15 protein-coding genes are annotated in these 16,770 nt (G+C 63.4%); 8 read left to right on the top strand and 7 right to left on the bottom strand.

Annotated elements, in window-relative coordinates; translation table 11 throughout:
- Positions 1-11 precede the first annotated feature (11 nt).
- From ACU5AZ_RS15655 to pobA, 3 genes are all read right to left on the bottom strand, one after another.
- Positions 12-806, bottom strand: a complete 795-nt coding sequence (locus tag ACU5AZ_RS15655; protein ID WP_315972581.1) for a crotonase/enoyl-CoA hydratase family protein — start codon at positions 804-806, stop codon at positions 12-14.
- A 10-nt stretch (positions 807-816) separates the two neighbouring features.
- A complete protein-coding gene (locus ACU5AZ_RS15650; RefSeq protein WP_446823267.1) occupies positions 817-1,578 on the bottom strand; it encodes an SDR family NAD(P)-dependent oxidoreductase in 762 nt (253 codons plus the stop codon).
- A 187-nt stretch (positions 1,579-1,765) separates the two neighbouring features.
- Positions 1,766-2,938 carry a 4-hydroxybenzoate 3-monooxygenase gene (gene pobA, locus ACU5AZ_RS15645; RefSeq protein ID WP_446823266.1) on the bottom strand — a complete coding sequence of 391 codons (1,173 nt, stop codon included), beginning with the start codon at positions 2,936-2,938 and terminating at the stop codon, positions 1,766-1,768.
- Positions 2,939-3,101: 163 nt separating this feature from the next.
- Between pobA and ACU5AZ_RS15640 the strand changes: the two genes are divergently transcribed.
- A complete protein-coding gene (locus ACU5AZ_RS15640) occupies positions 3,102-3,989 on the top strand; it encodes a helix-turn-helix domain-containing protein (protein WP_446823265.1) in 888 nt (295 codons plus the stop codon).
- A gap of 33 nt (positions 3,990-4,022) precedes the next feature.
- Here the strand turns inward: ACU5AZ_RS15640 and ACU5AZ_RS15635 are convergent, their stop codons facing one another.
- On the bottom strand, positions 4,023-5,096 hold the full coding sequence (locus ACU5AZ_RS15635) for an ABC transporter ATP-binding protein (RefSeq protein ID WP_446823264.1): 1,074 nt from the start codon (positions 5,094-5,096) through the stop codon (positions 4,023-4,025).
- Between the two features lie 350 nt (positions 5,097-5,446).
- Between ACU5AZ_RS15635 and ACU5AZ_RS15630 the strand changes: the two genes are divergently transcribed.
- The 7 genes from ACU5AZ_RS15630 to ACU5AZ_RS15600 all read left to right on the top strand — a co-directional run bounded on the left by ACU5AZ_RS15630 (position 5,447) and on the right by ACU5AZ_RS15600 (position 13,276).
- Positions 5,447-7,087: an extracellular solute-binding protein gene (locus tag ACU5AZ_RS15630; RefSeq protein WP_446823263.1), complete on the top strand. Its 1,641-nt coding sequence runs from the start codon at positions 5,447-5,449 to the stop codon at positions 7,085-7,087.
- Positions 7,088-7,159: 72 nt separating this feature from the next.
- Positions 7,160-8,278, top strand: a complete 1,119-nt coding sequence (locus ACU5AZ_RS15625) for a carbohydrate ABC transporter permease (RefSeq protein ID WP_446823262.1) — start codon at positions 7,160-7,162, stop codon at positions 8,276-8,278.
- Positions 8,278-9,189, top strand: coding sequence for a carbohydrate ABC transporter permease (locus ACU5AZ_RS15620; protein WP_261929245.1), 912 nt, complete (start codon positions 8,278-8,280; stop codon positions 9,187-9,189). Before ACU5AZ_RS15625 ends, ACU5AZ_RS15620 begins: the two co-directional genes overlap by 1 nt.
- Before the next feature lie 16 nt (positions 9,190-9,205).
- Positions 9,206-10,204: a LacI family DNA-binding transcriptional regulator gene (locus tag ACU5AZ_RS15615; protein ID WP_446823261.1), complete on the top strand. Its 999-nt coding sequence runs from the start codon at positions 9,206-9,208 to the stop codon at positions 10,202-10,204.
- A 50-nt stretch (positions 10,205-10,254) separates the two neighbouring features.
- Positions 10,255-10,716 (top strand): RbsD/FucU family protein, encoded by a 462-nt coding sequence (locus ACU5AZ_RS15610; protein WP_261929243.1) that lies wholly within the window; start codon positions 10,255-10,257, stop codon positions 10,714-10,716.
- Positions 10,713-11,642 carry a ribokinase gene (rbsK, locus tag ACU5AZ_RS15605; RefSeq protein ID WP_446823260.1) on the top strand — a complete coding sequence of 310 codons (930 nt, stop codon included), beginning with the start codon at positions 10,713-10,715 and terminating at the stop codon, positions 11,640-11,642. Before ACU5AZ_RS15610 ends, rbsK begins: the two co-directional genes overlap by 4 nt.
- 17 nt (positions 11,643-11,659) lie before the next feature.
- Positions 11,660-13,276, top strand: coding sequence for an FGGY-family carbohydrate kinase (locus tag ACU5AZ_RS15600; RefSeq protein ID WP_446823259.1), 1,617 nt, complete (start codon positions 11,660-11,662; stop codon positions 13,274-13,276).
- A 47-nt stretch (positions 13,277-13,323) separates the two neighbouring features.
- Here the strand turns inward: ACU5AZ_RS15600 and ACU5AZ_RS15595 are convergent, their stop codons facing one another.
- The 3 genes from ACU5AZ_RS15595 to kynA all read right to left on the bottom strand — a co-directional run bounded on the left by ACU5AZ_RS15595 (position 13,324) and on the right by kynA (position 16,729).
- Positions 13,324-14,607 carry an NAD(P)/FAD-dependent oxidoreductase gene (locus tag ACU5AZ_RS15595; RefSeq protein ID WP_446823258.1) on the bottom strand — a complete coding sequence of 428 codons (1,284 nt, stop codon included), beginning with the start codon at positions 14,605-14,607 and terminating at the stop codon, positions 13,324-13,326.
- An 83-nt stretch (positions 14,608-14,690) separates the two neighbouring features.
- Entirely contained in the window at positions 14,691-15,887 is a 1,197-nt protein-coding gene (gene kynU, locus ACU5AZ_RS15590; protein WP_446823257.1) for a kynureninase, read from the bottom strand.
- A gap of 2 nt (positions 15,888-15,889) precedes the next feature.
- Positions 15,890-16,729, bottom strand: coding sequence for a tryptophan 2,3-dioxygenase (gene kynA, locus ACU5AZ_RS15585; RefSeq protein ID WP_446823256.1), 840 nt, complete (start codon positions 16,727-16,729; stop codon positions 15,890-15,892).
- Positions 16,730-16,770 lie beyond the last annotated feature (41 nt).

The raw sequence follows: 16,770 nt of genomic DNA, 5'->3' as shown, positions 1-16,770 counted from the left end.
GCTTGTCGCGTCTACCGGAAATCCGGCTTTCGCTTCTCCAGGAAGGCTTTAAGGCCCTCCACGGCATCTGCGCTTGTCTGCGACACGGCGGCGGCGAGGCTCTCGGTGAAGAGACCGTCGGCGCGCGACATGTCGGATATCCGGCTGATCGCCTGGATCATCATGAAATTGGAAAGCTGGGCGTTGTCGGCGATCTTCAGCGCCAGTTCGCGCGCCATCGCCATCGCCTCGCCTTCCCCCACCGCATAATGCGCGAGTCCGAGCGCCAGCCCCTCCTCGGCGCCGTATTTGCGGCCGGTCAGCATCATCTCGCACATCCGGTCCGAGCCGATGATACGGCCAATCTTGACGCTGGCACCGCCGCCGACGAAGATCCCGCGCCGCCCCTCTGGCAGCTGGAAAATGGTCGAAGGCTCGGCGATACGCACATGCGTCGATGCCGCAAGCTCCAGCCCGCCGCCGATGACCGCGCCGAACAGCGCGGAGACGACGGGAAGGCCGGAAAACTGCACGAGCTCCATGACCCGGTGCCAGTTGCGCGAGTGGCGCATCGTGTCTTCTGCATCGCGAGCGACATGCTCGCTAAGGTCCAGACCTGAACAGAAATGGCCGGCCGTTCCGGTCAGGATGACGACGCGCACGCCCTTTGGCGGCCGGCTGAAAAAGGCATCGATCTGATCGAGCAACGCGTCGCACATGGCATTGCGCTTTTCCGGTCGGTTCATCCGGAGGATTGCCAGCGGTCCATCGATTTCGACGGTCAGCATCTGGTTCGCATCCCCGGTTTTGACATGTGCCTGTGACAAGAAACGTCTCCTATTTGATCGGCATGCGCGCGCTGGCATCGAGGCGGATCACCGAGCCGTTCAGCATCGGATTTTCGATGATCGCCTCGACGAGACGGGCGTACTCCTTCGGCTCGCCCATCCTGGACGGGAAAGGTACGGATTTCAGGATTTCCGCCCGAATGTCATCCGGCAGGCCTTCGCTCATTGAAGTCTCGAACAGTCCCGGCGCGATCGCCATCACCCGGATGCCAAAGCGCGCGAGCTCGCGTGCGGCCGGCAGCGTCATCGACACCACTCCACCTTTGGAAGCGGAATAGGCGGACTGGCCGATCTGTCCGTCCTCGAAGGCGACGGAGGCCGTATTGATGATGACCCCGCGCGAGCCGTCGTCGTCCAGAGGCTCGGCCGCAGCCATCGCCCGCGCGGCAAAGCTCATCACCGTATAGGTCCCAAGCAGGTTGACATGGAGGGTGCGCTCGAAAGCGCCGATAGAAAGACTTCCGTCGCGCGGCAGGATACGGGCAGCCGTTCCGATGCCGGCGCAGGAGACAGCAATTCGCGGGGTTCCGAGTTCATCGACGATCCGAGCAAAAGCGGCACCGACCTCGGCTTCGCTGGAGACATCCGCACCGATCGCCAGCCCGCCGATCTCGACGGCGACTGTGGCAGCGGCACTTTCGGACAGGTCAATACAAGCGACCCGGGCGCCAAGCCCGGCCAAGTGGCGCGCGGTCGCAGCACCCAAGCCGCTACCCGCTCCCGTTACCACGGCAACGTGTCCCTTGATCATCGACAATTCCTCCCTGTTGATATTTGTTATTCAAAAATATTGTTCTGTCAATGAACAATATGCAATCATAACAAAATCGGGAATTGCTCGCCGAATATGCCAAATGGATATGCCGGACGGCGTTCGTCCGGCATGTCCTTGAGGGCGTAGTTCCGGCCGACTGGCCGGAAGAAGCAGACCTGCGTAGCTAGAACGGCAGGCCGACGTAGTTTTCCGCAAGCGCCGTCGACGCCGCACGCGAATGGGTCAGATAATCGAGTTCAGCTTCCTGGATCTTCTGGTCGAAGTCGAGCGTGTCCGGGAAGCGATGCATCATTGTCGTCATCCACCAGGAGAAGCGGACCGCCTTCCAGATCCGTGCGAGCGCCCGGGACGAATAGGCGTCAATCCCGGCGTTCGACTTTTCCTTGTAGTGTTCGAGCAACCCCTGGAACAGGTAATGCACGTCGCTTGCCGCCAGGTTCAGTCCCTTGGCGCCGGTCGGCGGCACGATATGCGCCGCGTCGCCAACAAGGAACAGACGGTTGAAGCGCATCGGCTCGGCGACGAAGGAGCGCAGCGGCGCGATCGACTTTTCGAACGACGGCCCCGTCGTCACCTTTTCGGCATGGAAGGCGGGCAAGCGGCGACGCAACTCGTCCCAGAACCGGTCATCGCTCCAATCCTCGATCTTCTCGTTGAGGGCGCACTGGATGTAATAGCGGCTGCGGGTCGTCGAGCGCATGGAGCAGAGCGCGAAACCACGCGAATGGTTGGCATAGATCAGCTCGTGGTTGACCGGCGGCACGTCGGCCAGAATGCCCAGCCAACCGAAGGGATAGACCTTTTCATAGGTGCGGATCGCGCCGTCGGGCACCGACTTGCGGCTGACACCGTGGAACCCGTCGCAGCCGGCGATGAAATCGCAGTCGATGCGATGCGTGACGCCATCCGTCTCATAGGTGACGTAAGGCTTTTCGCCGGCAAAATCATGCGGCGTGACGTTGGCGGCATCGTGGATCGAAAGGCCGCCGGTCTCCTCGCGACGCTTCATAAGGTCGAGGGTCAGTTCCGTCTGGCCATAGACCATCACGCGCTTGCCGCCGGTCAGGCCGAACAGGTCTATCCGGTGATCGCGCCCGTCGAAGGCAAGCGAGAAGCCGTCATGCGGCAGGCCTTCGGCATGCATGCGCTTGCCGGCATTCGCCTCGTCCAGAAGCCGGACCGTGCTTTCCTCCAGAACGCCAGCGCGGACGCGGCCAAGGATGTACTCCTTGCTGACACGGTCGAGAATAACATTGTCGATGCCGGCATCCGTCAGCAACTGGCCGAGCAGAAGCCCGGACGGACCGGATCCGATAATGACGACTTGAGTGCGCATTTTTCCTCCTGCGGCCGCGGCTCCCACCGCGGCTCCTTCCTCCCGGACCTGTGTCCGGGATCATTCGATTGCAGGAGAAACTTGCGTTTTGACAGGTCTTATCTCAATGGACTTTTCCGTCAAAAACTTGCACAAATCGAACATAGAGCATCAGGAAGCACGCATGCGCCAGCCCGTTCCGACATATGATCTCTACGGCGAAGAGAGCGTCGACAGACCCGATTTCTGGATGCATTGCGAAACCATACCCGCCCGCAGCCGGCTGCATCACTGGGAAATCGGGCTGCACCGGCACGAGAATTTCTTTCAGATCCTGTACATCGCGGACGGTTCCGGCGATGCCGTGTTCGGCGAGCGCACGCGGGCGTTCGCCCCGCCGGCAATCATCACCGTGCCGCCGACGGCAAAGCACGGCTTTCGCTTTTCCAGCGATGTCGACGGCTTTGTCTTCACCATTCTCGCCTCGCATCTGCCGGCGGCTCCGGGCGGGCGAAGCAGGCTTGGTAGCTGGCTTGCAAAGCCGCACCTGACCATTCTCGGCGACAGCGACGACGGGCGTTATATCGCCGAGACCCTCAAAAGAATGGCGAACGAATGGGAGACCCGGCGCGGCCATCGCACCGCACTGCTCGACAGTCACCTGATGACGGTGCTGATGCTGACCGAGCGCCTCGACCAGACGCAGCCCGACGAGGGAGCGAAGGACGAGACCGTCAATGAACGGCGCATGGAGGTGTTCAACGCCCTCCTGCAGCAGCACTACCTCACCCACCGGCCTGCGGCCTTCTATGCAAGCGAACTGAACATTTCCCCAACCCATCTGAACCGGGTCGTGCGCGCCGCGACCGGCAAGAGCGTGCAGGAAGTCATCGCCGGAAAATTGCTGTCGGCCGCCGGCCGTCAGTTGGTCTTCACGCGAGCGAGCGTCCAGGAAATCAGCTTCAGCCTCGGCTTTTCCGATCCCGCCTATTTCTCGCGTTTCTTCGTACGCCACACCGGCCTGTCGCCGCGTGCATGGCGCATCGCGGAACGGCGCAAACTCGGCGCCTGACAGCGACCACCCCGGACGATAGACCGGTTCCCGTCAGGCGAAATCGCGACGCAGGCTCTTGCCCGTCTTAGCATCGAAGAGATGCAGCTTTTCAGGACGTGGGGCGACCACGACCTGCTGACCGGGCTTGAATTCGTGCCGCTCGGAAAACACCGCGACCAGTTCGCTTTCGCCATAGCGCAGGAAGACCATGGTTTCGTGGCCCGTCGGCTCCGTGACGATTACCGTTGCGGCCAACCCGCTATCGCCGAGCAACAGGTGCTCGGGCCGAGCGCCGAGCAGCACTTGCTGACCGTCGGCGGCCTCCGGCTTGAAGCCGAGCGGAATTTCATCGCCGGTTTCGGAGACGAACAGGCCGCGCTCGGCCTTGTAGGTCCCCTTCATCAGGTTCATCGAGGGCGAGCCGATGAAGGTCGCGACGAAGGTGTTGTTCGGCCGGTCGTAAAGTTCCAGCGGCGTGCCCATCTGCTCGACATTGCCGCCCTGCATCACCACGATCTTGTCGGCCATGGTCATGGCCTCCACCTGGTCGTGGGTCACGTAGACGGTCGTCGTCTTCAGCCGCTGGTGCAGCTCCTTGATCTCCTTGCGCATCTGCACGCGCAGCTTAGCGTCGAGGTTGGACAGCGGCTCGTCGAACAGGAACACCTGCGGCGAGCGCACGATGGCGCGGCCCATGGCCACGCGCTGGCGCTGACCGCCGGAAAGCTGGCGCGGATAACGGTCGAGATACGGAACCAGATCGAGCGTCTCGGCGGCGGCCTGCAGGCGCTGCTTGATCACGTCGGCGGGCATCTTCTTAAGCCGCAGCGCGAAGACCATGTTCTCCGCGACCGTCTTGTGCGGATAGAGCGCGTAGCTCTGGAACACCATGGCGATGTCGCGATCCTTCGGCGGCAGGTTGTTGACCACCTTCCCGCCGATCGAGATCGTGCCGCCGGTGATGCTTTCCAGCCCGGCGACCATGCGAAGAAGAGTCGACTTGCCGCAACCGGACGGGCCGACCAGCACGACGAACTCGCCGTCATTGATATCGATGTCGATTCCGTGAAGGACGTTCAAGGCACCATAAGCTTTTTGCGCCCCGGAAATATTGACCTCAGCCATCTCGCTCCCATCGCCTCGCGCCGGACCGTCCTCACGGAACCGGAACCCGAAGCTTCCTTTCAAAAGTCGCGAATTTTCCACGCGGAAACCGGGCAAAACACGCCCTGAACCGCTTCCGAAAAGCCCGCGATATCCTCCTCCATGAAACGTTTCATTTTATATTGACATTTTCCGGCTCCCGTCTAATGCTCGTTGCCGAGACCGAGAGGAGCGGTTTCACGCAAGATATGAAACGTTTCATTTTCTTGCTTACCAGATAGTTCTGCCCGAGACCAGCGCAAAAATCGGACCGGCAAGTGACGCCTCCGGGCCCTGCGGGCAGCACATCAGACAAACGTGGAGGAGACCACATGAAAGTCGAGATATACGATGCATTGATGCGCCGGCATGCAAGCCGCCGCGACATCTTGCGCGGCACGGCAAGTGCTGCGGCCCTGCTGGGCGTTTCGGGTGCGATCGGCGGCCTGCCGGGAATGGCATTCGCCGAAGACGACATTCGCGCGCAGATCCTGCAGATCCCGGGCGTCGGCAAGGGGTCGCCGACGGACGCGGACTACCAGAAGGTCGGCGAGCTTTGCCTTGGCCCGACCAAGGCAAACGTGAAGGAAGGCGAATTCGCCGGCGTTGAGCTGACCTTCATGGGCCTCAACAACCAGAACCAGCACAACTTCCTGTTCCGCGGTTTCCTGAAATCGTGGGAAGCCTATACCGGCGCCAAGATCAACTGGATCGACCTGGCGCAGGCCGACTATAACGCCCGGCTGCAGCAGTCGATCGCCACCGGCACCGTCGACTTCGACATCATCGAAATGGGCGCCCCGTTCGAAGGCGACACCGCCGGACGCGGGCTTCTGGACGAGATGCCCGACTGGGTCGGCAAGCAGATCGAGTCCGACGACCTCGTGGACTATCTGAAGCCGCCGGTCGGCACCTGGGACGGCAAGACCTATCGCGTCACCATCGACGGCGACTGCCACACCTTCGCCTACCGCAAGGACTACTTCGGCGAAGGCTCCGTCAGCGGCATGGCTGAACCGCCAAAGACCTGGCAGGAAATCAACGAAGTCTCGAAGGCGGTCATCGGCAAGACCGACCCGCTCACTGGCCTTCCGACCTACGGCTTCCTCGACCCGCTCAAGGGCTGGGGCGGCTTCGGCTTCTATTTCCTCGAAGACCGGGCAACGCCGTATGTGAAATATCCGGGCGACGCCGCATGGCTGTTCGATCCGGACACGATGAAGCCGCTCGTCAACAATCCGGGTTGGGTCCAGGCGATCCAGGACGTGATGGACCTCATCGCGGCCAACGCCTATCCGGCTGACCAGATCAACGCCGATCCGGGCACCACCGCCTTCTCGCAGTTCCTCGCCGGCACGGGCTCCATGCTCACCTGGTGGGGTGACGTCGGCGCGGCCGCCCGCACCTCCGACACCTCGGTCGTCGGCGATGTCGTCGGCTTCGGCATCAACCGCGGCTCCGACAAGGTCTACAACCGCAAGACCGGCGCCTGGGAGGAAAAGTACAACGAAGCCCCGAACATGGCCTATCTCGGCTGGGGCATCTATGTGACCAACCGCGTCTCCGGCGACGAGAAGAAGCGCAAGGCCGCCTGGTCCGCAGCCGCCCATCTCGGCGGCAAGGATCTGTCGCTCTGGACGTCTGCCTATCCGTCCGGCTTCCAGCCCTACCGTCAGTCGCACTTCAAGTATGACGAATGGGAAAAAGCCGGCTACGACCGCGCCTATATCGAGGACTTCCTCGGTTCGAACGCCGACAGCTACAACCATCCGAACGCTGCCATCGAACCGCGCATCCCCGGTATCTTCCAGTACTATTCCGTTGCGGAAGACGAACTGGCGAAGGGCTTTGCCGGACAGTACAAGTCGGCCCAGGAAACCGCGGACGCGATTGCCGCCGCCTGGGAGAAGATCACCGACCAGATTGGCCGCGAAAGCCAGCTGAAGCTGTACCGCGCGAGCCTCGGGCTCTGATCTCCTGAACCGATCACGCCGGCGGAACCTTCCGTTCCGCCGGCGTTCAAAACGGCCCGGACGAGGAATATCATGTCGACAACCGAAGGCGACCTGCTGCACACGGTCGAAACCGGCTCCATTTCCACGAGCAGGCGCTTCTGGGGCCATACGGCCCTATGGCTGAGCGCCCTATGGCTGGTTGCATCCTTTTTTCTGCAAGCGGCCCAGGATCTTGGCTGGACGGAGTTCGGCTTCGACAACTGGCGGCCGGTGCTCTACGCCTATTTCATCTGGGCGTTCGTTCTGTGCGTGACCCGTGTGATCATCTACGGCGAATCCGGCAAGAAGGCGCTGTTCGTGCTGCCAGCCGCCCTCTTCGTCGTGTCGATGGTGGTGTTTCCGCTGCTGTTTGCGCTCTGGGTCGGATTTTCCGACTGGAACCTCGCATCTCTGACGGGCCGCCAGTTCAACGGGCTCGATAATCTCAAGCAGATGATCGCCGATCCGTTCTACGGCAATGCACTCCTGAACATGGTCTATTACTGCCTGGCGATCGCCATCGAATACGCGATCGCCTTCGGCCTCGCGCTGCTGCTGAACCAGGAGATTGTCGCCCGCAAGTTCTGGCGCATCACCTTCCTGGTGCCGCTAATGCTGTCGCCGGTGGCGATCAGCTGGATGGTCGGTAAGTCGATGCTGGAGCCGCGCTTCGGCCCGATCGCGCGGTTTGCCCGCTGGCTCGGCTGGGAGAACCCCTCCTTCTTCGGCGATCCGCTGACGGCGCGGCTCTCCATCATGATCATGGACGCATGGACTTTCATTCCCTTCATGATGATCATGCTGCTGGCTGGCCTTCAGGCCCTGCCGCGCGAGGTGCTGGAGGCGGCCGAAGTCGACGGTGCCACCAAATGGCAGCGCTTCTGGCAGGTCATCTTCCCGCTGATGCTGCCGGTCTCCGTCACCGCCGTGATGATCCGCATCATCTTCAAGCTGAAGCTCGCCGACATCATCATCACCGTCACATCCGGCGGGCCCGGCGGCGCCACAGATTCCGTGACCAGCTTCATCTACCGCGAATATCGTGACCGATCGAATGTCGGCTACGGCACATTGCTCGCACTCGTCTATCTGGTGATCATCGTCATCGGCATGACCGGACTCATGAAGATATCGGACCGGATCGTCCGCCGCATGACAGGGAGGCTCTGATGGCTTCGATCGATCTCGACAAATTCGACCGCGGCCAGCGCCTGCGCTGGTGGGGCATGCGGTTCGTCGTCTACGGTCTCCTGACGCTCTGGGCGATCATCTGCATCTTCCCGCTGTTCTGGACCGTCACGACCTCGTTCAAGACGGCCGCCGACGTCATGCGCGGCAATCTCGTGCCGTGGCTGAACTTCCACCCGAACTGGCTCGGCTGGCGCTCGCTCGGTCTTTCGCCCGACACGATCTTCGCGACCTCCACGGTGCGCGAGGAGTTCATGCGCAGGCTGTGGAACAGCATCATCATTTCGGGAACGTCATCCGCCCTCGCCGTCGTCCTCGGATCGCTGGCCGCCTATGGCCTCAGCCGCTTCTCCTACAAGTTCGGCTACATGCGCAATTCGGACATTTCCTTCTTCTTCCTCTCGCAGCTGATCATGCCGCCCGTCGTGCTCGCCCTGCCCTTCCTCGTTCTCTACAAGGAACTGGCGCTGCTCGACACCTATGCCGGCATGATCGCCATCTACACCCTTATGGTGCTGCCGATCGTCATCTGGATCATGCGCGACCAGTTCGCGACGGTACCGGTGGAACTCGAGGAAGCCGCACTCGTCGACGGCCTGTCGATCTGGGGCGCTTTCCTGCGCATCATCGTGCCGCTGGTGGCGCCGGGCATGGTCGCCGCCTTCATTCTGGCGCTGATCCTGTGCTGGAACGAGTATTTCTTCGCCGCACTCCTGACCTCGACCAACACCAATACGCTGCCCGTGATGATTGCCAGCCAGACCGGCAGCCAGGGCATCAACTGGTGGTCGATGGCGGCCTTGTCGACGGCCGGGATCCTGCCTCTTGTATTCGTCGGCGTCCTGCTTGAAAAACACATCATCGCCGGCATGACCGCCGGTGCGGTGAAGTAAGAGCGGTGAATTCGAGATGGACAAGATACCCACAGTCAAGGATGTCGCCGTCGAGGCTGGCGTCTCGGTGGGTACGGTTTCGCGGGTGCTTGCCGGCGAGGCTGCCGTCAAGCCGGCGCTCCGCGACAAGGTCAACGATGCCATTTCCACGCTCGGCTACCGGCCGAACGTCATGGCGAGGGCACTGCGCACCAGCAAGACCGATGTCATCGGCCTGATCGTCCCCGACATCACCAATCCGTTCTTCGGACAGATGGCGGCGAGCGCCGAGATCGCCGCCTCCGAGCACAAGCATTCGCTGATGCTCGGAAGCTCCCACAACGACCATGCCGCCGAGCGAAGCCACATGCTGGCCTTCCTCGACCGTTCGGTGCGCGGCATCATCGTGGTCGCCGCCAGCGACAGCCCGGCCTCCCGCCTGAAATCGTCCATCCCGATCATTTCTCTCGACCGCCGCTTCGGCAGCTTCCCGCTGGTCTCCACCAACCACGCGCAGGCGGCGGCCCTCGTCGCCGACCATCTTTTCGAGCTCGGCCACCGTCGGATCGCCTACATTTCCGGTCCGGTGGACACGGAGGCGGGCCGCGCCCGGCGCGACGGTTTCGTCAGCCGGATCAATGCGCTCGGCGACACCGTCGACCTCGAGATCTTCTACGGCAAGTTCGACTATGAATCCGGCGAGGCGGTCGCGCGCAAGCTGTTGTCGCGACCGGCAGGCAAGCGCCCGACGGCGATTGCGGCGGCCAGCGACCAGCAGGCGATCGGCGCATTGCGGGCGGCCCGCGACCTCGGCATCGACATACCCCGCGAACTCTCCGTTACCGGCTTCGACGACATCCACCTCGCCAATCTCGTGGTGCCACGGCTGACCACCGTGCATCAGCCGACCGACGAACTGGCGAGGCGTGCCGTCGAACTTCTGTTCGAGGCGCATCCGCACCCGGCCGACGAAGCCATGAGCGCCACGCTCGTGGTGCGCGGCTCGACCGGGCCACCCGTCGCACATCGCAACTGACATGCAATTGAAGACACGCCGGAACGGCGGCCATTAGAAGGGATGAAACAATGCTCAAAGGTATCAGGGCGGAACTCAACGGCGACATTCTGCAGGCGCTCAGCAATATGGGCCATGGCGACTACCTCGTCGTCTCCGACACCAATTTCCCGTCCGATTCCGTCGCGCACAAGACGCGGCTCGGCAAGCTTCTGACGATGGAAAACATTCCCGCACCGCAGGCGATCGACGCCATCCTGTCGGTACTGCCGCTCGACACGCCGTTGCAGCCGTCCGTCGGCCGCATGGAAGTGATCGGCAAGCCGGACGAAATCCCGGGTGTCCAGGCGGAAGTGCAGGCAATCGTCGATCGCGTCGAAGGCAAGCCCGCGCCGATGTACCCGATCGAGCGGATGGCCTTCTACGACATTGCCCGCAAGGCCTATTGCGTCATCGCCACCGGCGAGATGCGCTTCTACGGCTGCTTCATCCTGACGAAGGGCGTCATCCCGGCCGAGGACGTCGTGCGATGAGTGACCGGAAAGCGACCGTCATTCTCGGCATCTTTGCAGCCGATACCGCCTACAAGGCCAAGCGCATGCCGCAGATCGCCGAAACCCTGATCGGGTCCGGCTTCTCGCTCGGCCCCGGCGGCAAGGGTTCGAACCAGGCAATCGCCGCAGCCAAGGCGGGCGGCAAGGTCACCTTCATCTCGCGCGTCGGCAACGATCCCTTCGGCGACATGGCGCTCGCAGCCTACGATGCCGCGGGCGTCAAGGCCAATGTCATGCGCATGGACGGCGTGTCGACCGGAGCCGCCTTCATCTTCGTCAACGAGGACAATGGCGACAACGCCATCATCGTCGCCCCGGGCGCGGCCGGCCTGATCGGCAAGGAAGACGTCGACGCCAATCGCGCCGAGATCGAAGGCGCCGCGATCTTCATGACCCAGCTCGAGCAGCCGATCGAAGCCGCCATCCATGGTCTGACGATCGCAAAGAAGGCCGGGGTAACGACGATCTTCAATCCCGCGCCCGCCCAGGCCCTGCCGGATGACATCTACCCGCTCTGCGACTTCATCGTCCCGAACGAGGTGGAAGCGGCTGGCATCGTCGGACACGACGTCGATACCGACGAGCAGGCTGTCAAGGCGGCCGAAACGCTGCTCAAGCGCGGCGCCAAGGGCGTCGTCATCACGCTCGGCGGCCGCGGTGCGCTCTACCACACGGCCGGCCACAGCGAATTCGTACCGGCCTTTTCCGTCGGCAAGGTGATCGACACGACCGGCGCCGGTGATGCATTCCTCGGCGGCTTTGCAACGGCAATCGCCGAAGGTCAGGCCGCAATCGATGCGGTGCGCTTCGGCGCGGCGACCGCGGGCATTGCCGTCACCCGCCCCGGAACGGCGCCGGCCATGCCGGAACGCGGCGAAATCGACGCGCTGCTGGCCTCCGCATGAATGAGCAGGCGGCGACCATGAGCGGAAGCGACGACGCCCGGTTCCTGATCGGCGTCGACGTCGGCACGGGCAGCGCCCGCGCCGGCGTATTCGATCTCTCCGGAAAACTGCTCGCCGTCGCCAAACGCGATATCGCCCTCTACCGGGAAACCGGCGGCATTGCCGAGCAATCGAGCCGCGACATCTGGTCGGCCGTGTCGGAAACGGTTCGCGAGGCCGTGGCCGGCTGCGGAAGGCCGACATCCGCCGCGATCGGCATCGGCTTCGACGCCACCTGTTCTCTGGTGGTCCTCGGCGAAGGCGGAGCGCCCCTGCCGGTCGGCCCCTCCGAAGATCCCGACAGGAACATCATCGTCTGGATGGATCATCGCGCGATCAATCAGGCGGAACGGATCAATACGCTCGGCCATCCCGTCCTCGACTATGTCGGCGGGCGGATATCGCCCGAAATGGAAACCCCGAAACTGCTCTGGCTGAAGGAAAACCGGTCGGAGGTCTTCGACAGCGCCTGGCAGTTCCTCGATCTTACCGACTTCCTGACCTGGAAGGCGACCGGCGACCTTGCCCGTTCGACCTGCACGGTCACCTGCAAATGGACCTATCTGGCCCATGAAGGCCGGTGGTCGGCGGACTATTTTGATAAGATCGGCCTCGGCACCCTCGCGGAGGAGAACTTCGTCCGTATCGGCCAGACGATCGTCGAGCCCGGAGCCGCACTCGGAACGGGATTGACGGCGGAAGCCGCACAGGATCTGGGCCTTTCGGCCGGCCTTGCCGTTGGCGCGGGGCTGATCGACGCCCATGCCGGCGGGCTTGGCACGGTCGGCATCGGCAAGGGCGCGGCGGCCAATCTCGGCTATGTCTTCGGCACGTCGTCCTGCACCATGACGACCACAGAAGCACCGGTCTTCGTACCCGGCGTCTGGGGACCCTATTACTCCGCCATGGTGCCGGGCATGTGGCTCAGCGAGGGCGGCCAGAGCGCTGCAGGCGCTGCAATAGACCAGCTGTTGACGCTGCATCCCGCTTCATCGGAGGCCGCGAACCGCGCCCAATCGACCGGCCAGTCACTACCGGTATTCCTCGCCGACATGGCAGTCGAAAAGTCCGGATCCGCCTCCGCAGCCGTTCAACTCGCGCGCGGTCTGCATGTCGTGCCGGAATTTCTCGGCAACCGCGCTCCCTTCGCCGACCCGCATGCCCGCGGCCTGATCGCCGGCCTCGGCATGGACCGCGACATCGACAGCCTCGTGGCACTCTATGTCGCCGGCATCTGCGGGATCGGCTACGGCCTGCGCCAGATCGTCGACGCGCAGGCCGAGGCAGGCATTTCGGTCGAAAACATCGTGATCAGCGGCGGCGCCGGCCAGCATCCCCTGATCCGGCAACTGCTCGCCGACGCCTGCGGCCTGCCGGTCATCGCACCGGCAACAAGCGAGCCGGTGCTTCTCGGCGCGGCCATGCTCGGTGCCGTCGCATCCGGCAGCGTCGACAGTCTCCAGACGGCCATGCGGCAGATGTCCGCCGCTGAAGCGACCTGCCTTCCGGCCACAAGCTTTCTCGACCTGCACGCAAGGCGCTACGACACCTTCAGGCAGCTCCAGGCCTCTGCGAGAAACATACGGGATATCTGAGCGCCCGGCGCGCGATCAGAAGCACGCCGCCTGCCATCGACTATCTATCAAAACCGCTCGCCGGCGAAATGGGCGATCTGCGCGCCAGCCTCGTAGTAGATTTCCTTGACCGAGCGCAACGGCGCGCTCTCTGGCTCGGTGATCGGTAGCGGCAGCTCCGCTTCGTCCAGTTTCCCGAGGACAAGCTCCGCCAACGCGCGACCGAAGACCGTGCCGGGCGCTATGCCACGGCCGTTGTAACCAGAAAAGCCGACCACGTTCTCGGCAAACCGGTGGAAGCGCGGCAGGGCATTGTCCGTCATGCCGATCATCCCGAACCATTCGCTTTCGAACTCGACCGGGCAGAGGGCAGGAAAGAGCCGCTTGAGCGATCGCTTCGCCCAGGCGACATGGACGGCGCGCCCGGTATTGCGCAGGGCGCCGACACTGCCGAAGACCAGGCGGCCTGCCTGATCGAGCCGGAAGGACGAAAGAATTTCCTTCGTATCCCAGGCGCCCTGCCTTTCGGGCAGGATGGTCTGCAGGAGATCGGGCGACAACGGCCGGGTCGCCAGGTTGAAATAGGGCAGATGCACCTGCTCCTGCCGCACGCTCGCCCATGGCCCCGTGCTGTAGGCATCGGTCGCAACGATCACCCACGGCGCCGTCACGCTTCCGTACGGCGTCCTGACGGTCCAGGCCGCCCCGGACCTTGTACAGCCGGTCACCCGCGATCCGGTGTGGATGGTCGCGCCGGCGGCAACCGCCGCATGCGCCAGACCACGGACATAGGCAAGCGGCTGCAAGGTGCCCGCCCGCCTGTCCAGAAGCGCGCCGGCATAGGCGTCGGTACCGACGAGCCTCGCCGTCTCGGCGGCATCCAGCAGCGAGACCGGCGCGCCACGCTTGCGCCATTGCCCTTCTCGCTCCGTGATCTCCTTCAATCCGGTATCGCCGACAGCGCAATGCAACGTGCCGTTGCGCTCCAGTTCGCAGGCGATCCCATGCCGGTCGATGAGGTCCATGACGACCTTGGGGCCGGCGCCGAGCATGGTCAGCAATCGCTCGCCGTGCAGCTCGCCGAGTTCGCCGGGCAGGTCATCCGGCATCACCCACATCCCGGCATTGATCAGCCCGACATTGCGGCCGGCGCCGCCGAAGCCGATTTCGGCCGCCTCGAGTACGATCACGCACCGTCCGGCCTCCGCCAGATGAAGCGCCGCGGAGAGACCCGTAAAGCCGCCGCCGACGATCACCACCTCGGCCAGGCTGTCACCGGTCAACATGCCGGTTGCCGGTGCCGGCGGCGCGGTCTTTTCCCAGAGTCCGTGCGAGCGTGGATCGTTCAGCATTCCCGCAATCCTTCAGCGCGAGTCGGTGATGATCGCAAGGAAATCGGAGAGCGACGAACCTGTAAAGTGGTGCCGCGGGACCGTCACGTCACGCGCGACACCTTCCTGTATTTCGGGTTGTACCAAAGGCGTCCATCGATCACCTCGACAATGATTTCGGCGGCCCTGACGACATCGTCCTCATCGAGATAGAGCGGCGTGAAGCCGAACCGCATGATGTTCGGCGCGCGGAAGTCGCCGATCACGCCGCGATCGATCAGCGCCTGTATCGCTGCATAGCCATGCTCGAAGGCGAAGGACACCTGAGAGCCGCGCTTCGACGGATCGCGAGGAGAGACGAGCACAAGCGCGGGGCATCTCGAACCGACCTCTTCGATGAAGCACTCCGAGAGAGCGATGGAGGCCGCCCGGATGTCGGCCATGTCGACGCCCTCCCAGGCATCAAGCGCCTGATCGAGGATGGACAGCTGCACGATCGGCGGCGTGCCAACCCTCAGCCGCTCCGTCGACATCGCCGGCCGATAGCCGAGTTCCATGGCGAAAGGCGCGTCATGCCCCATCCAGCCGGCAAGCGCCGGCTTCACGTCCTCGACGATGTCCGGCCGGGCATAGATGAAGGCCGGGGCGCCGGGGCCGCCGTTAAGGTACTTGTAGGTGCAGCCGACCGCGAACTCCGCCCCGCAGCCGGCAAGATCGATTGGCACGGCGCCGGCGCTGTGGGCGAGATCCCAGATCATCACCGCGCCCGCCTCGTGCGCCCGGCGCGTCACGGCGTCCATGTCGTGCATCCGGCCCGTGCGGTAGTCGACCTGGGTCAACAATACCGCCGCGACCTGGTCATCGATCGCATCGGCGACATCCTCCGGCGCAGGCGTGCGCAACTCGTAGTCCTTGCCGATCACGTCGATCAGCCCGCCCGCCATGTAGAGGTCGGTCGGGAAATTGCCGCTGTCGGAGAGGATGATGCGCCGGTCGGGCCGCATCTTCAGCGCCGCCGCCAGCGCCTGGTAGACCTTGATGGAGAGCGTATCGCCGGTCGCAACCGAACCGGCCGGCGCGCCGATCAGCGGCGCGATGCGGGAACCGACACGTTGCGGCAGCGAGATCCAGTCGGCGGTGTTCCAGGCCTTGATGAGCTCACGGCCCCATTCCTCGGCAATGACATGGCCGGCCCGCTCGACAACGCCCTTCGGAAGCGGGCCGAGGGAGTTACCGTCGAGATAGATCACCCCTTCGGGAAGATCGAACAGATGCTTGCGGGGAAGGTTGGAGGCCGTCATGTTCAAAGTTCTCCTCGCAATTGCCAGAGTTCGGGAAAGAGTTCGACGCTCAGCATCTTCTGCAGATAGTTGACGCCGGACGTCCCGCCCGTCCCGCGCTTGAAGCCGATGACGCGTTCGACGGTGGTCACATGGTTGAACCGCCAGCGCCGGAAATAGTCTTCCAGATCCACCAGCTTTTCCGCCAGCTCGTAGAGGGACCAATAGCGGTCGTTGTCCTGATAGACGATCTTCCAACGCGCCTGGATCTCGGGAACGGCGGCATGCGGCGAGCGCAGCTGCGGCGCCGGGACGGCATCTTCCGAACCGTCGACCGTGCGGAACAGAAGCCGGACGACCTCGTCGTAGAAGCTGGGGCGGTCCAGTTCGGCCGTCAGCATGGCGTGCACCTCCGGCACATGCTCATGCGGCTTCAGCATGTTGGCGTTGCGGTTTCCGAGAATGTATTCAATCAGGCGATACTGGTGGGACTGGAAGCCGGAAGACGGCCCAAGCGCCTCGCGGAAACGGGTATAGTCGGCCGGCGTCATCGTCCGCAGCACGTCCCAGGCGCTGTTGAGCTGTTCGAAGATGCGGGCCACGCGCGCCAGCATCTTGAACATGGCGGGAATATCCTCCCGCTTCAGCGCCTCGCGCGCCGCGCCGAGTTCATGGATGATCAGCTTCATCCACAATTCGCTCGTCTGATGCTGGATGATGAACAGCATCTCGTCATGCGCCTTGCTCAAGGGATGCTGCTGGCCGAGAATGCCGTCGAGATGAAGATAGTCGCCGTAGGACATGGCATCGGCAAAGTTCATCTTCGCGCCCTCGGCGCCGGGATTGTAAGGCTGATTGCTCACATGATGCTCCTGAGATTTGGAAGCCGCGCGCTGCCGCCGGC

Source organism: Rhizobium sp. PAMB 3182, assembly GCF_052908355.1.
The sequence above is the reverse complement of the archived record's forward strand: the minus strand, read 5'-3'. Positions and strand labels throughout refer to the sequence as shown.

Coding starts and splice junctions, on each gene's coding strand:
- ACU5AZ_RS15635 (WP_446823264.1), bottom strand. CDS start 5,096: ATGGCTGAGGTCAATATTTCCGGGGCGCAAAAAGCTTATGGTGCCTTG.
- ACU5AZ_RS15600 (WP_446823259.1), top strand. CDS start 11,660: ATGAGCGGAAGCGACGACGCCCGGTTCCTGATCGGCGTCGACGTCGGC.
- kynU (WP_446823257.1), bottom strand. CDS start 15,887: ATGACGGCCTCCAACCTTCCCCGCAAGCATCTGTTCGATCTTCCCGAA.
- ACU5AZ_RS15595 (WP_446823258.1), bottom strand. CDS start 14,607: ATGCTGAACGATCCACGCTCGCACGGACTCTGGGAAAAGACCGCGCCG.
- rbsK (WP_446823260.1), top strand. CDS start 10,713: ATGAGTGACCGGAAAGCGACCGTCATTCTCGGCATCTTTGCAGCCGAT.
- ACU5AZ_RS15615 (WP_446823261.1), top strand. CDS start 9,206: ATGGACAAGATACCCACAGTCAAGGATGTCGCCGTCGAGGCTGGCGTC.
- ACU5AZ_RS15620 (WP_261929245.1), top strand. CDS start 8,278: ATGGCTTCGATCGATCTCGACAAATTCGACCGCGGCCAGCGCCTGCGC.
- ACU5AZ_RS15610 (WP_261929243.1), top strand. CDS start 10,255: ATGCTCAAAGGTATCAGGGCGGAACTCAACGGCGACATTCTGCAGGCG.
- ACU5AZ_RS15650 (WP_446823267.1), bottom strand. CDS start 1,578: ATGATCAAGGGACACGTTGCCGTGGTAACGGGAGCGGGTAGCGGCTTG.
- ACU5AZ_RS15630 (WP_446823263.1), top strand. CDS start 5,447: ATGAAAGTCGAGATATACGATGCATTGATGCGCCGGCATGCAAGCCGC.
- ACU5AZ_RS15625 (WP_446823262.1), top strand. CDS start 7,160: ATGTCGACAACCGAAGGCGACCTGCTGCACACGGTCGAAACCGGCTCC.
- ACU5AZ_RS15640 (WP_446823265.1), top strand. CDS start 3,102: ATGCGCCAGCCCGTTCCGACATATGATCTCTACGGCGAAGAGAGCGTC.
- pobA (WP_446823266.1), bottom strand. CDS start 2,938: ATGCGCACTCAAGTCGTCATTATCGGATCCGGTCCGTCCGGGCTTCTG.